The sequence below is a fragment of the Sphingomonas sp. STIS6.2 genome (genome assembly GCF_000732685.2).
GTDB classification, from domain to species: Bacteria; Pseudomonadota; Alphaproteobacteria; order Sphingomonadales; family Sphingomonadaceae; genus Sphingomonas; species Sphingomonas aerolata.
The window spans coordinates 1-15,209 of sequence record NZ_JPDP02000056.1; the positions used below are offsets into that span (position 1 = coordinate 1).

Consider the following 15,209-nt stretch of genomic DNA (forward strand, 5'->3'; position numbering starts at 1 on the left):
CTGTCGCTGACCACGCTGGGTGGCATCGGCCTGTCGGGCAACTGGCGCCATCTGTCGGCGACCAAGTTCGAGCGGACCAGCGGCGATGCCGACCTGGCCGGCCCGTTCTTCGCCAATGACGGCCGCGTGAAGGCGCAGGACTATTTCGACCTCGCCGCCACCATCCGGGTCGCGGACAAGGTCACCTACCGCCTCGGCGTCAACAACGTGCTCGACAAGACGCCGCCGATCCTCAGCGCGACGGCCTCGCCGATCGGCTCGTTCGGCAACGGCAACACCTATCCGGGCATCTATGATGCACTCGGCCGGTACCTGTTCGTCGGCCTGACGATCGACATGTAAGCGATCCTTCCGGACGCGATATCGGGGGGCGGCGGATCATGGATCCGCCGCCCCTTTTTTGTGTCCTGGGGGCCGGTCCGGAGTGACGCTGAAGCCCGGACCAAGGCCTCGCCAAGCGCCTGTCGCGGGTGCGACGTGAAAACGCCTTTGCCTAATTATTATGCGTAGCGAGGATCTGCTGTCGGAAAAAGCAACAGATTGTAAGAAAAAGCACCAGTGATTGTGTCTTTTTCGCTACACGAGATTGCCAAAGCATTCGGCCGCCCGGATGCATTCTTTACAGGATGCGACAGCACCTCCATCCCATCGCCATTGTCCTTTGGGGTCGCGTCACTGCGCGCGATGAAGGGGGCGCGACATTGCCCGGCGGACTGCGATGCAGCCGCAAGGGTACAAGCGAGGGATAACGCTCAAGTGACCAATTCGAGTTTCGCACGCTGCGCGCTGCGCGGGGGAACCGCCTTGCAGGCGCTCATGCTGATGGGTGCCGGTATCGTCTTTGCCGGCCCGGCGTCGGCGCAGACCGTGCCGCCCCCCGCATCGGCGCCGACGACGGCCCCGACCAACGAAGCGGAACCCGCTTCCGACGCTGCGCAGTTGCCGCCGACCGCCAACACGCCACAGGATGGCGAGGATATCGTCGTCACGGGGTCGCTGTTCCGCGGGCGCGACACCGGCCCGTCGCCGGTCACCACGCTGACCGCCGCGACTCTGCAGGAGCGCGGCATCAACACCGCGGCCGAGGCCGTGCAGCGGCTGACGTCGAACGGTGCGGGTACGATCAGCCAGGGCTGGAACACGGGCAGCAACTTTGCGACCGGGGCGACCGCGGCGTCGCTTCGCGGCCTGTCGGTCCAGTCGACGCTGACGCTGTTCGACGGCCTTCGCATGGCACCCTATCCGCTGGCCGATGACGGCCAGCGCAACTTCGTCGACATGAACACGATCCCGAGCGCGCTGGTCGAGCGGATCGAAGTGCTCAAGGACGGTGCATCGTCGACCTATGGCGCGGATGCGGTCGCGGGCGTCATCAACGTCATCATGAAGAAGCAGGTCGAGGGTCTCCACCTCAACGGATCTGCGGGCATTTCGGATCGCGGCGACGGCGCCGAGCAGCGGCTCGATGCCACCTGGGGCTATGGCGACCTTGCCACCCAGGGCTATAACTTCTACGTCAACGGCGAGTATCAGAACACCGCAGCAGTCAATGCGAGCGATCGCGGCTATCCGTTCAACTCGTCGGACCTGAGCCGGATCTGCAACGACGCGGGCAGCTGCATCCGCCAGCCCGCCGGTGCACGCAACTTCTTCAACGCCGACGGTACGTTTTCCGGACTGGCGTCGACGACCGTACCGCTGGTCCGTCCCGTCGATGCGACCGGCGCCGCGCTCGGCCGGTACAATATCCTGAACGCGGCCGATGGGTGTCGCAACCTGAACCCCGTGACGGTTCTTCCCGGGCAGAGCCCGACCGCCGGGTCGGTCGTCTGTCAGCAGGACTTCCGCAAGCAGTATCTGCAGGTATTGCCGCAACAGGAGCGGTACGGCTTTGCCGGTCGTTTCACCGCCAATGTCGGCGAGAACGCACAGGCCTATGTCTCGGGTAACTATTACCGGACCAACACCTTCACGCAGCTGAGCCCGCTCGGCTACAACAACCAGACCACGCCGCCGGGTGCGGTCGTGCTGAACCCGCTCTTCCTGCCGACCTATGTCTGCGCCGGCGGCGTTGGTTCGCTGACGATGCTGAACACGGGCTGCAACGTGGGGAACGGGGTTCTGAACCCGAACAACCCCTTCGCGGCAAGCGGCAACCGTGCGCAGCTGCTGAGCCTGTATGACCGGCCGCGTACGATCGAGACCAACTCGCGCGCGCTGCGCATCGCCGCAGGGCTCAAGGGTTCGTTCGGCGACGACTGGAACTACAATGCGGACTTCACCGCGTCGAACACGCAGCTCGACGTCATCCAGAAGAACTACCTGATCCCGCAGCGCCTGCTCGACGTGATCGCGCGGGGGACGTATAACTTCGTCAACCCGAGCGCGAACTCGGAAGAGAGTCGCAACTACATCGCGCCCGAAAACCGGACGCGCTCGACGGCCGATCTCTGGCAGATCCAGGGCAACATCTCGAAGGCGCTGTTTACGCTGCCAGGTGGTCCGTTGCAGGTCGCGGTGGGTGCGGCCTATCGCAAGGAGTCGATCGACAACCCCAGCGCGAACCCGCAGAACGACGCCGCCCCTTATGACCGCTATTATGGCGTGAATTCGGTCGGTGCAGTGGGTAGCCGCAACGTGAAGTCGGCCTTCTTCGAAATCAACGCGCCGGTCCTCGACCAGCTCGTGATCAACGGTTCGGGCCGCTATGACGACTATTCGTCGGGTCAAAGCAACTTCTCGCCAAAGATCGGTGCGAAGTTCACCCCAATCGAGCAGTTCTCGTTGCGCGGTACCTATTCGAAGGGGTTCCGCATCCCGAGCTTCAACGAAGCTAACGGCCTGCCGACCACGGGCTATGTGACGCGGTCGCTCGACCCGAGCATCCCGGCGCAGGCTGCGTTCATCGCCGCGCATGGCGGCAACTCCTATGCAACGGGTCAGTTCTCGGTCGGCAACACTTCAACGGGCAATCCGAACCTCGACCCCGAAAAGTCGACCAGCTGGACGCTCGGTGCGATCTTCGAGCCGACATCGCGGATCAACTTCACCGTTGATTACTTCAACATCAAGGTGAAGGGCATCATCAACCCGGCCAGCTCGGCCGGCGCGTTCGAGCAGTATTACGCGAACAATGGTGTCGTGAACCTGCCCGGCGTCGTCGTCCGTCCCGGCCTGGCCGATAATGACAACCCTGCGGCACTGCCACAGATCGGCTTCATCGAGGTCTCGTACCAGAATGCGGATCAGCAGAACGTGCAGGGTATCGATTTTGGTGCCAATGCGCGCTTCCCGATCGGCGACAACGTCACGTTCACCACGTCGGCCGATGCGTCTTACCTGCTCCGGTTCGACAAGCGGACTGCAGACGGCAACACCGAACGCTATGACGGTACGCTCAGCCCCTGCAACAACACGTCGTGCTCGGGTTCGCCCAAGTGGCGTGCGACGTGGCAGAACACCGTCGAAGTCGGAGCCGCGTCGCTTTCGGCGACCGCCTACTACACCGGGGGCTATGACCTGGCATCGACCGATGTCTCGAACGGTTACAGCGGTGTGAAGGGCGATTGCGAGGCGAGCATCGGTTCGTCGGTCGTGACGTACCAGGACGGCTCGCCCGTGCTGTGCAACGCGAAGGCAACGTGGAACGTCGACATGACCGCGACGGTCAAGGTCAACGACCGGTTTACGCTGTACACCAACGTGCTCAACATCTTCGACATCAAGCCCCCGTTCGATCCGAGCGGCGGGTACAGCATCAACCAGTACAACCCCGCATGGACGACGGCGAACGTCCTGGGTCGCTTCTTCCGGGTCGGCGCTCGCGTCGACTTCTAAGAACGAGCATTCTGCATGAGGGCGGGTCCTTCGGGACCCGCCCTTTTTTTGTGCCTGCCGTTCGGGGGCTCAGCCGACCGCGAGCACCAGTTTCCCGTCGCCCTCGTCGATATGGACGGTCGCGCCGTCCTTGACCTCGCCGCGCAGGATCATGTCGGCGAGGGGGTCCTGGAGGTAGCGCTGGACCGCGCGTTTGAGGGGCCTTGCGCCGTAGACGGGGTCGTAGCCGACGCGGCCGAGCCAGGCGCGGGCGGCTTCGGTGAGGTCGAGCGTGATCTTGCGGTCGGCGAGCAGCTTGTCGACGCGCGACACCTGGATGTCGACGATCGGCGCCATGTGCGCCTGGCCGAGACGGTGGAACAGGATCACCTCGTCCAGCCGGTTGAGGAATTCCGGGCGGAAGTGCGACCGGACGATCTCCATCACCTGGGGTTCGACCGACGACACGTCGTCGCCCTCGGCCATGTTGGCGAGATACTGGCTGCCGAGATTGCTCGTCAGGATGATCAGCGTGTTGCTGAAATCCACCGTGCGGCCCTGGCCGTCGGTCAGGCGGCCGTCGTCGAGCACCTGGAGGAGCACGTTGAACACGTCGCCATGCGCCTTCTCGACCTCGTCGAACAGGATCACCTGATAGGGACGCCGGCGGACCGCCTCGGTCAGCACGCCGCCCTCCTCATAGCCGACATAGCCGGGAGGCGCGCCGATCAGCCGCGCGACCGCGTGCTTTTCCATGAACTCGCTCATGTCGATGCGGACCATCGCCGAGGGATCGTCGAACAGGAATTCGGCGAGCGCCTTGGTCAGCTCGGTCTTGCCGACGCCGGTTGGCCCCAAGAACAGGAAGCTGCCCAAGGGGCGGTTGGGATCCTGCAGCCCCGCGCGTGCGCGGCGGACCGCGGTCGAGACGGCCTTGACCGCATGGGCCTGGCCGATGACGCGCTTGCCGATCGTCGCCTCCATCGCGAGCAATTTGTCGCGCTCGCCCTGGAGCATCCGTTCGACCGGGATGCCGGTCCAGCGGCTGACGACGCCGGCGATGTCGTCGGCATTGACCTCCTCGCGCAGCATCGCGCCCTTGGTCGCGCCCGCGGCCTCGTCGAGCTGGCGCTGCAGGCCGGGGATCGTGCCGTAGGAGAGCTCGCCCGCGCGGGCGAGATCGCCCGAGCGTTGCGCCTGGTCGAGTTCGAGGCGCGCGGCGTCAAGCTGTTCCTTGAGCCGCGCCTCGGCGTTGATCTTGTCCTTCTCGCCCTTCCAGCGCGTCGTCAGCTCGGCGGACTGTTCCTCGAGATTGACGAGGTCGCCCTCGAGCGTGTCGAGCCGGTCGATCGACGCCTCGTCGGTCTCGCGCTTCAGCGCCTCGCGCTCGATCTTGAGCTGGATGATCCGGCGGTCGAGAGTCTCGATCTCCTCGGGCTTCGACTCGACCTCCATGCGGATCCGGCTCGCGGCCTCGTCCATCAGGTCGATCGCCTTGTCGGGGAGGAAACGGTCGGTGATGTAGCGGTTCGACAGCGTTGAGGCGGCGACGATCGCGCCGTCGGTGATGCGGACGCCGTGGTGGAGCTCGTATTTCTCCTTCAGGCCGCGCAGGATCGAGATCGTGTCCTCGACCGTGGGTTCGCCGACCATGACGGGCTGGAACCGGCGCTGGAGCGCGGGGTCCTTCTCGACGTACTTGCGATATTCGTCGAGCGTGGTCGCGCCGACGCAGTGGAGCTCGCCGCGCGCCAAGGCTGGCTTCAACAGGTTGCCTGCGTCCATCGCGCCTTCGGATTTGCCCGCGCCGATCAGCTGGTGCATCTCGTCGATGAACAGGATGACGTCGCCCTCGGCAGCCTTCACCTCGTCGAGCACGCCCTTCAGCCGCTCCTCGAACTCGCCGCGATATTTCGCGCCCGCGATGAGCGAGCCCATGTCGAGCGACATGAGCCGGCGGTCCTTGAGCGTGTCGGGGACGTCGCCGTTGGCGATGCGCAGCGCGAGGCCTTCGGCGATCGCGGTCTTGCCAACGCCGGGTTCGCCGATCAGCGCGGGGTTGTTCTTGGTGCGGCGGGCGAGGATCTGGATCGTGCGGCGGATCTCCTCGTCGCGGCCGATGACGGGGTCGAGCTTGCCGTCGCGCGCCGCCTGGGTGAGGTCGCGCGCGAATTTCTTGAGCGCGTCATAGCGGTCCTCGGCACCCGCGGTGTCCGCGGTGCGGCCCTGGCGGACGCTGTTGATCGCGGTGTTGAGCCCCTCGGGGGTGACGCCGCCGGTCTTGAGCGCCTTGCCCGCGGCGGTGTTGAGCGAGAGCGCGAGCGCGACGAGCAGCCGTTCGACGGTGACGAAGCTGTCGCCCGCCTTGGTCGCGATCTGTTCGGCCTGGTCGAGCACGCGGACCGCGTCATTGTCGATGCCCGGCGTGGTCTGCGCGCCCGAGCCCGACACGGCGGGGATCCTGGCGAGCGCGAGGTCGGTCTCGGCGGTCGCGCGCTTCGCGTCGCCGCCCGCGGCCGCGATCAGCCCGGCGGCCATGCCCTGTTCGTCCTCGAGCAGCGCCTTCAGCAGATGCTCGGGCGCGATCCGCTGATGGTTCATGCGGATCGCGACGGTCTGCGCGGACTGGAGGAAGCCTTTCGCGCGGTCGGTGAATTTGTCGATGTTCATGGGCGTATCCCTGTGGTCTTTGGCCAGAGATGGTGTTGTATTTAGGCAACACAAGAGGGCGGCGTTGCATCATGCTAGGGGCAAGCGCGGCGGGCCGGAATAGCGTTTATTGTCGGTGTCGAAGCAGCGTCGTCATCGCTATAAGCCCCCGCCCATGCTATATGGGTGGGGTGTCAACAGCCATTCCCCATATCTACGCCATCGGCATCGAGCCGGCCGACATCGACTTCATGGGTCACGTCAACAACGCGAACTATCTGAAGTGGGTACAGGCCGCGGTGATCGATCACTGGCAGCGGCTCGCTCCGGCCGAGGCTGTGGCGGGGCATTTGTGGGTCGCGCTGAAACACGAGATTACCTACCGCAAGCCGGCGTTTCTGGACGACGACGTGATCGCGACGGTGCTGCTCGAAAAGGTACAGGGCGCGCGGGCATTCTACGAGACGATCATCAAGCGCGGCGAGGATGTGCTGGCCGAGGTGAAGTCGAGCTGGTGCTGCCTGGATGCGGAGACGCTGCGGCCTTCGCGACTGGCGAGTAACGTGGTGGAGCGGTTCTTTCCGAAGGATTGAGGGGCCTAGACCCGCCGTCATTCCCGCGGAGGCGGGAAGCCAGACTGGCTGGCTTTTGTGGGTGCCACCTTGGTTTGCCAGTCTGGATCCCCGCCTTCGCGGGGATGACGGGTTTTGGGGGTCGGGCTCGATGCGGCCGCCTGTCATGGGGTCGCTCGATTGGGGCGAGCGGTCAGCCATATACACCACCTCCTCGGCGGAGGCCGGGGTACAGGTGGGAAGGCCCTCGTAACTCCGCGTCGCTTCACGTTATTTCCGGCCCCCAACTGGGCCCCGGCCTTCGCCGGGGAGGTGGCCTAGTCGTCACACCACCTCATACGGGACCGCGCCGCGGCGGTTGGGGTCGACGCGGATTTCGCTGGCGGCCGGCGGAAACGCGCGCTGGTCGCAGTCGGGGCGGAGGCAGATGCGGCAGGATGCGCCGATCGGGGTGGCGATGCCGCCGGTGCCGAGTGCGTCGGCGTAGATGAATTCGGACGCGTTCGCCTCCTCGCAGCCCAGCGCCACCGCATAGCGGCGCGCGGGCCGGGTATAGGTTTCGGACGGTTTCACCAGCCCCTTGGCCATCGAGACGTAGCGGATGCCGTCGCTGGTCTCGAGCAATTGCGTCAGGATGCGGTCGGGGATCGCGACCGCCTCGTGGACGATCCACAAGGGACAGGCGCCGCCGAAGCGCGCGAACTGGAGGCGGGTGGCGGAGTGGCGCTTGGTGATGTTGCCCGCCATGTCGACGCGGCAGAAGAAGAAGGGGATGCCGAGCGCGCCGGGGCGCTGGAGCGTCGAGAGCCGGTGGCAGGTCTGTTCGAAGCTGGTGCCGAAGATCCGCCGCAGCCGGTCGATATCGTGGCGGACGCTGCGCGCCTCGCCACGGAAGCGGGTATAGGGCATGACGATCGCGCCTGCGGCGTAATTGGTGAGCCCCGCGGTCAGCAGCGCGCGCGCGGTCTCCGACGCCATGTCGGAGGCGGCGACAATGTCGGCGATCAGATCGGCGAATTCGCCGCGCGCGACCTGATGCGCGAGCGAGAAGAGCGTGGTCTCGCCGGGCTGCGATCCGTCGAGCCGCAGCGTCGCGCCGTCATAGTCGCGTAACGGTGCTGCCAGCGCGCCCGAGATTGTCACCGAGACGCCGCGCGCCGCGAGCAGCGCCTCGAGTGCTGTGATCCGGTCGCTGCCGAGCGTCTCGCCGATTTCCTCCGCGCGGCGATCGAGCGTGTCGACATAATTGCCCGCGGCGTGAAACCAGTCGCGGACATCCTCCCAGGGGAGCAGCCCGGGCGCGCCCGAGCCGGCGACGAGACGGTCGTCGAGCGCGCGCAACTGTTCCTGCGCGCGGCGATAGGCGTCGTGCATCGCGACGAGGCGCTGGGCGAGCAGCGGCTGGTGCTTCACCGCGCGGCGGATCGCGCTTTCGTCGAGCGTGGGGGCGGCGACGCTGGTGTCGGTGACCGCCTCGAGCGTCGCGACGAGCAGCGCGGTGTCGTCGGCGGCGTCGATGCTGCCCCAGTCGGCGGGAAATTCGCGCGCCAACGTGACGAGCACCGCCTCGCTGACCGGGCGGTCGCCATTCTCGATCTGCGAGAGATAGCTGACCGAGATGCCGATCCGGACCGCCATCGCCGCCTGGCTGATCCCGAGCGTGCCGCGAAGGTCGCGCAGCCGGTGTCCGACGAAGAGGCGGCGTGGGGGATTGGTCATGCTGCGGGTGTAGTTTGCAAACATGGGTGGCACAAGTTTGCAACATTGCATTTGCGCAAAGGCTCACGCTCTGTGAAAGCCCCCAGCAGGACGGAGAGACGATGTCATCGACGATCGAAGAGCTTGAACGACGCCGCGAAGCCGCAAGAGTGGGCGGGGGTATCAAGCGGATCGGAGCGCAGCACGCCAAGGGAAAGCTCACCGCAAGGGAGCGCCTTGACGTGCTGCTGGACGAGGGATCGTTCGAGGAGCTCGACATGTATGTCGAGCATAATTGCGTCGATTTCGGCATGCAGGACCAGGTGATCCCCGGCGACGGCGTGGTCACGGGATCCGGCACGATCAACGGCCGCCTCGTCTTCGTGTTCAGCCAGGATTTCACGGTATTCGGCGGCAGCTTGAGCGAACGCCACGCGCAGAAGATCTGCAAGGTGATGGACAGCGCGATGAAGGTCGGCGCGCCGATCATCGGGCTGAACGACAGCGGCGGCGCGCGCATCCAGGAGGGTGTCGCGAGCCTTGGCGGCTATGCCGAGGTGTTCCAGCGCAACGTGCTGGCGAGCGGCGTCGTGCCACAATTGTCGCTGATCATGGGCCCGTGCGCGGGCGGCGCGGTGTACAGCCCGGCGATGACCGACTTCATCTTCATGGTGAAGGATTCGAGCTACATGTTCGTGACCGGGCCCGACGTGGTCAAGACGGTGACGAACGAGGTGGTCACGCAGGAGGCGCTGGGCGGCGCGGTGACGCACACGACCAAGACGTCGGTCGCGGACAATGCGTTCGAGAACGACATCGAGGCGCTGCTCGCGGCGCGCGACTTCTTCGACTTCCTGCCCGAATCGAACCGGGCGGGCGTGCCCGAGCGGCCGACCGCGGACGAGTGGGACCGGGTCGAGGAAAGCCTCGACACGCTGATCCCGGCGTCGGCGAACCAGCCCTACGACATGCACGAGCTGATCCGGAAGGTCGTCGACGAGGGCGATTTCTTCGAGACGCAGCCGGCGCACGCGGCCAACATCATCACCGGCTTCGGGCGGATCGAGGGGCGCACCGTCGGTTTCGTCGCGAACCAGCCGATGGTGCTCGCGGGCGTGCTCGACATCAATTCGTCGAAGAAGGCGGCGCGGTTCGTGCGCTTCTGCGACGCGTTCGAGATCCCGATCGTGACGTTCGTCGACGTCCCCGGCTTCCTGCCCGGTACCGCGCAGGAGCATAACGGGATCATCAAGCACGGCGCGAAGCTGCTGTTCGCCTATGGCGAGGCGACCGTGCCGAAGATCACCGTGATCACGCGGAAAGCTTACGGCGGCGCGTATGACGTGATGGCGTCGAAGCATCTGCGCGGCGACCTCAACTATGCGTGGCCGACCGCGGAGATCGCAGTGATGGGCGCGAAGGGCGCGGTCGAGATCATCTTCCGCGGCAAGACGCCCGAGGAGATCGCGGAGCGGACCGCGGAGTATGAGGCGCGCTTCGCGAATCCGTTCGTCGCGGCGAGCAAGGGGTTCATCGACGAGGTGATCCAGCCGCATTCGACACGGCGGCGGATCGCGCTGGGGCTGCGCAAGCTGCGCGGCAAGCAACTCGAGAATCCGTGGAAGAAGCATGACAACATCCCGCTCTGAGGGGGCGGCTTGTTGGGTCCTGCCAAGCACATTATCATGTCATGCGAAGGAGTCGTGACATGCAGACCGAACGCGTGACGTTTCTGACCACCCCCGATCACAAGGCGGCGCTCGACGCGTTTGCGGCGAGCAACGGCATGTCCGTCGGGCATGTCGTTCGCGAGGCGACCTCGCGCTATGTCGTCGAGGGCGACATGACCGAGGACGACCGCTTCAAGCTGTTGATCCACGAACTCGACGAGGCGCTCCCGGCGATGCACGCCGCGCTCGATGCGGCGATCGAGGGGCAGCAGCGTCTGCGCGCCGATATCGACGCCAGGCTGCGCGAGGCCGGCCTGCTCGACGCAAAGCGTGTCGCATGAGCATGATCGGCGACGCGATGCGGACGATCGAGTCCGTCATCCTGCTCCGCAGCAAGGTCGAGCGATTGAACGAGGAACTTGCCGCGACCAACGGTCAGGTGCGACGCGTGGTCGACTCGGTCATCCAGATCAACGGACGCCTGATCCGCCTGGAAACGTTCGAGGAAATGCGGTCCGGGATACGACCGACCCCGAGGATCGAGCAATGATCGCGCTTCTGCTGCTTCAAGCCGCGGCTGCGACAAGCACAGCGACGCCCGCATGGAAGCTCGCCGACCGGACCAATGCGGCGGGGGTGCGGAGCATCTCCACCTCGGTCACGGGCAATGACGGGCTGTCGCGGTTCGTCGTGAAGTGCGACGTTGGCACCGAGTCGATCGTGTCGATCCAGTTCATCCAGCCGCAGTCGCTCGGGCAGGGCGCGGACAAGCCGGTCGCGGTGCGCTTCGATGGTGGGCCGGCCTTTACCTATAACTGGCAGTTTCCGGGGACGGGAACCTACATCACCGATCCCGTGGCGATCACGCGGCTGACGACGTTCCTGGTCAAATCGAAGACGCTGCGGGTCGAGGCGACCAACGGCGCAGGCTTTGCGGTGCAGGCCAATTTCGTCGCGCCGGCGAGCGATGCGATGGTGCGGCAGGTGCTGGGGGTGTGCGGCTACACGCTGGGCGTCGTGCCGCCGCCGCCGCCTGCGCCGCCCGCGGCGGAGGATGCGCAATGACTTTGGGCCGCCTCAACCATGTCGGGGTCGCGACGCCGTCGATCGCGAAGTCGGTCGAGACGTACCAGGTGCTGCTCGGCGCGACTGTGATCGGGGAGCCGATCGATCTGCCTACGCAGGGTGTGAAAGTGTGCTTCATCGATGCGCCCAATACGCAGATCGAGCTGATCGAGCCTTATGACGACAGCTCGCCGATCGCGGGGTTCCTGCGCAAGAACCCGGCGGGCGGGCAGCATCATGTGTGTTTCGAGGTGCCCGATATCGCGGCCGCGGTCGCGGAGCTGAAGGCGAAGGGCGCGACGGTGCTCGGCGAACCGCGGATCGGTGCGCATGGCACGCCGATCGTGTTCGTCCACCCGAAGGACTTTGGCGGCATGCTCGTGGAGTTGATGGAGACGCCGGGGGAGGATCATTGACCCCGCATCCTTCGTCCGTTGGTGCTGGGCGTGGTCGGAGTGCGTGGGACTCAGGCCCTTCGACTTCGCTCAGGGCGAACGGCGGGGGTGGGGCTTGCCCTTCGACTTCGCTCAGGGCGAACGGAAGGGGTGGGGCTTGCCCTTCGACTTCGCTCAGGGCGAACGGAAGGGGTGGGGCTAGCCGACCGGGGCGTAATCGATGGGGGAGACTGGCATGACCGCCTATGAGCATATCCTGAGCGAGCGGCGTGGCGACGTGCTGATGCTGACGCTCAACCGGCCCGACCGGCTGAATGCGGCGCCGCCGGCGATGTTCGAGGAGATCGCCGCCGCGGTCGCCTCGCTCGATGGTGCGCGGGCGGTGCTGATCGCGGGTGCGGGGCGCGCGTTCTGTTCGGGGGCGGATGTCGGTGGCGGGGCGCTGGGGTCGGATGATCCGGGTGCGGCGACCTATCAGGCGCTGACGGGCAGCTATAATCCGGCGATGGCGGCGATCGCCGATCTGGGCGTGCCGGTGGTGAGCGCGGTGCGCGGGCCGGCGGCGGGGATCGGGTGCAGCCTCGCTCTTGCCGCGGATTTCTGCGTCGCCAGCGAGAGCGCGTATTTCCTCCAGGCGTTCGTCAATATCGGGCTGGTGCCCGATGGCGGCGCGTCGTGGATGCTGCCGCGGCTGATCGGGCGCGCACGGGCGACCGAGATGATGATGCTGGGCGAGCGGGTGCCCGCGGCCAAGGCGCTCGACTGGGGGATGGTGCACAAGGTCGTCGCGGACGACGCGCTCGACGCCGAGGCGTTCGCGCTGGCGGAGCGGCTGGCGGCGATGCCGACGGTGGCATTGGGGCTGATGCGGCGCGCGATCACGGCTGCCTATGCGAGCGATTATGCGGGCGCGATGGAGGCCGAGGCGGTCAACCAGCGTGCGGCGCGCGGGTCTGCGGATTCGATGGAGGGCGGGATCGCGTTCCTGACGAAGCGCAAGCCGGTGTTCACGGGGACGTGACGACACGCGCTTCTCGTTCCCCGGCGGAGGCCGGGGCCCAGGCTCGATGCGCAGCATCGAACGCGCTGCCGCGCGCGATTTATTTTAGGGCTGGGCCCCGGCCTTCGCCGGGGAACTAGAGTATGACTGACAAACCGAATCCGACGCTTGCCGAGTGGGAGGCCGCCGCCGCGAAAGAGGTGAAGGGCGCCGACCTGACCTGGGCGACCCCGGAGGGGATCGACGTCAAGCCGCTCTATACCGCGGACGACGTGACCGCCGACCCTGGCCTCCCGGGGTTCGCGCCGTTCACGCGCGGGGTGCGGGCGTCGATGTATGCGGGGCGGCCGTGGACGATCCGGCAATATGCGGGGTTCTCGACCGCGGAGGCGTCGAACGCGTTCTACCGGCGGAATCTTGCCGCGGGGCAGAAGGGGCTCTCCGTCGCGTTCGATCTGGCGACGCACCGCGGCTATGACAGCGACCATCCGCGCGTGACGGGCGATGTCGGCAAGGCCGGCGTCGCGATCGACAGCGTCGAGGACATGAAGATCCTGTTCGACGGGATTCCGCTCGACAAGATGTCGGTCAGCATGACGATGAACGGCGCGGTGATCCCGATCCTCGCCTTCTTCATCGTCGCGGGCGAGGAGCAGGGCGTGCCGCGCGCGCTGCTCGACGGGACCATCCAGAACGACATCCTCAAGGAGTTCATGGTCCGCAACACCTATATCTACCCGCCCGAGCCGAGCATGCGGATCATCTCGGACATCTTCGGCTACACCAGCCGCGAGATGCCCAAGTTCAACAGCATCTCGATCAGCGGCTATCACATGCAGGAGGCGGGGGCGACGCAGCTCCACGAGCTCGCCTTCACGATCGCCGACGGCATGGAATATGTGAAATACGGCGTCGCGAGCGGGCTCGACATCGACAAGTTTGCCGGGCGGCTGTCGTTCTTCTTCGCGATCGGCATGAACTTTTTCATGGAGATCGCCAAGCTGCGCGCCGCGCGCGTGCTGTGGCACCGCGCGATGACGGAGCTGGGCGCGCAGGACGAGCGGTCGAAGATGCTGCGGACGCATTGCCAGACGTCGGGCGTGTCGCTGACCGAGCAGGACCCGTACAACAACGTCATGCGCACGACGATCGAGGCGATGGCGGCGATGCTGGGGGGCACGCAGTCGCTCCACACCAACGCGCTCGACGAGGCGATCGCGCTGCCGACCGACTTTTCCGCGCGGATCGCGCGCAACACGCAGATCGTGCTGCAGGAAGAGACGGGGATGACCAAGGTCGTCGATCCGCTCGGCGGCAGTTACTATGTCGAGAGCCTGACGCAGAGCCTGGTCGACGGCGCGTGGACGCTGATCGAGCGGATCCAGGCCGAGGGCGGGATGGCCAAGGCGGTCGCGGCGGGCTGGCCCAAGGCGATGATCGAGGAAGCCGCGGCGGGGCGCCAGGCGCGTGTCGATCGCGGCGAGGACGTGATCGTCGGGGTGAACAAGTACAGACTCGCCGAACAGGACGCGATCGAGATACTCGACGTCGACAATGTCGCGGTGCGCGCCGGCCAGGTCGAGCGGATCGCGCGGGTGAAGGCGACGCGCGACGAGGAGGCGTGCCGGGCCGCGCTGGATGCACTGCGCGAGGGGGCGAAGGGGTCCGAGAACCTGCTCGCGCTGGCGGTCGAGTGCGCGCGGGCGCGGGCGACGCTCGGCGAGATTTCGTCGGCGATGGAGGATGTGTTCGGGCGCTACGGGACGCAGCCGACACCGGTGTCGGGCGTCTATGGCGGCGCCTATGAGGATGATGCGCGCTGGACGCGGCTGACCGACGGGGTCGCAGCGACCGAGCGGCGGCTGGGCCGCAAGCCCCGGATGCTGGTCGCCAAGATGGGGCAGGACGGGCATGACCGCGGCGCCAACCTCGTCTCGTCGATGTTCGGCGATCTGGGGTTCGAGATCGTGCCGGGGGCGCTGTTCCAGACCCCGGCGGAGGTCGCCGCGCTGGCGCTGGCCAAGGACGTCGACGTGGTCGGCGCGTCGAGCCTCGCGGCGGGGCACAAGACGCTGATCCCCGAGCTGATCGGCCACCTGCGCGAGGCGGGACGCGCGGATATCAAGGTGATCGCGGGTGGCGTTATTCCCGCACAGGACTATCAGGCGCTGCGTGATGCCGGGGTCCAGGCGATCTTCGGACCCGGCACTAACCTGATCCAGGCCGCCGAGGACGTGTTGAAGCTCCTCGGCCATAATATGGGCCCGCATAATCGCTCGCATAGGCAGCCGTGATCGCGCGCCGCATCAGCCCCAATGCCACCGTCGGCATCGCCGCCAGCCGC

Annotated in this window: 11 protein-coding genes and 1 pseudogene; 10 read left to right on the plus strand and 2 right to left on the minus strand. The window is 66.3% G+C overall.

Annotated features, from left to right (window positions below; translation table 11 throughout):
* Positions 1 to 342 (plus strand): annotated as a pseudogene (locus sphst_RS10240) (TonB-dependent receptor); the annotation flags it as partial.
* Between the two features lie 414 nt (positions 343 to 756).
* Entirely contained in the window at positions 757 to 3,837 is a 3,081-nt protein-coding gene (locus sphst_RS10245; protein WP_031396144.1) for a TonB-dependent receptor domain-containing protein, read from the plus strand.
* A 69-nt stretch (positions 3,838 to 3,906) separates the two neighbouring features.
* Here sphst_RS10245 and clpB read toward each other — a convergent pair whose 3' ends face one another.
* The gene (gene clpB, locus sphst_RS10250) at positions 3,907 to 6,486 is read right to left on the minus strand and encodes an ATP-dependent chaperone ClpB (protein WP_031396143.1); all 2,580 of its coding nucleotides are present in this window, start codon (positions 6,484 to 6,486) and stop codon (positions 3,907 to 3,909) included.
* Between the two features lie 170 nt (positions 6,487 to 6,656).
* Between clpB and sphst_RS10255 the strand changes: the two genes are divergently transcribed.
* A complete protein-coding gene (locus sphst_RS10255) occupies positions 6,657 to 7,058 on the plus strand; it encodes an acyl-CoA thioesterase (RefSeq protein WP_031441838.1) in 402 nt (133 codons plus the stop codon).
* Positions 7,059 to 7,361: 303 nt separating this feature from the next.
* Here sphst_RS10255 and sphst_RS10260 read toward each other — a convergent pair whose 3' ends face one another.
* Complete coding sequence (locus tag sphst_RS10260) at positions 7,362 to 8,756, minus strand: helix-turn-helix domain-containing protein (protein ID WP_107045525.1); 1,395 nt, start codon at positions 8,754 to 8,756, stop codon at positions 7,362 to 7,364.
* A 101-nt stretch (positions 8,757 to 8,857) separates the two neighbouring features.
* Here sphst_RS10260 and sphst_RS10265 point away from each other — a divergent pair, with 101 nt between their 5' ends.
* The 7 genes from sphst_RS10265 to scpA all read left to right on the plus strand — a co-directional run bounded on the left by sphst_RS10265 (position 8,858) and on the right by scpA (position 15,159).
* Positions 8,858 to 10,384 carry an acyl-CoA carboxylase subunit beta gene (locus sphst_RS10265; protein ID WP_031396138.1) on the plus strand — a complete coding sequence of 509 codons (1,527 nt, stop codon included), beginning with the start codon at positions 8,858 to 8,860 and terminating at the stop codon, positions 10,382 to 10,384.
* Between the two features lie 59 nt (positions 10,385 to 10,443).
* Positions 10,444 to 10,746 (plus strand): hypothetical protein, encoded by a 303-nt coding sequence (locus sphst_RS10270; RefSeq protein ID WP_031396137.1) that lies wholly within the window; start codon positions 10,444 to 10,446, stop codon positions 10,744 to 10,746.
* Positions 10,743 to 10,955, plus strand: a complete 213-nt coding sequence (locus tag sphst_RS10275; protein WP_037530777.1) for a hypothetical protein — start codon at positions 10,743 to 10,745, stop codon at positions 10,953 to 10,955. The genes sphst_RS10270 and sphst_RS10275 overlap by 4 nt, the downstream gene beginning before the upstream one ends.
* Complete coding sequence (locus sphst_RS10280; protein WP_043158376.1) at positions 10,952 to 11,470, plus strand: hypothetical protein; 519 nt, start codon at positions 10,952 to 10,954, stop codon at positions 11,468 to 11,470. Before sphst_RS10275 ends, sphst_RS10280 begins: the two co-directional genes overlap by 4 nt.
* Positions 11,467 to 11,886: a methylmalonyl-CoA epimerase gene (gene mce, locus sphst_RS10285; protein ID WP_031396134.1), complete on the plus strand. Its 420-nt coding sequence runs from the start codon at positions 11,467 to 11,469 to the stop codon at positions 11,884 to 11,886. Before sphst_RS10280 ends, mce begins: the two co-directional genes overlap by 4 nt.
* 214 nt (positions 11,887 to 12,100) lie before the next feature.
* Positions 12,101 to 12,886, plus strand: a complete 786-nt coding sequence (locus tag sphst_RS10290; protein WP_031396133.1) for an enoyl-CoA hydratase-related protein — start codon at positions 12,101 to 12,103, stop codon at positions 12,884 to 12,886.
* Between the two features lie 122 nt (positions 12,887 to 13,008).
* Positions 13,009 to 15,159, plus strand: a complete 2,151-nt coding sequence (gene scpA / locus sphst_RS10295; protein ID WP_107045489.1) for a methylmalonyl-CoA mutase — start codon at positions 13,009 to 13,011, stop codon at positions 15,157 to 15,159.
* The last annotated feature ends 50 nt before the right edge of the window (positions 15,160 to 15,209 follow it).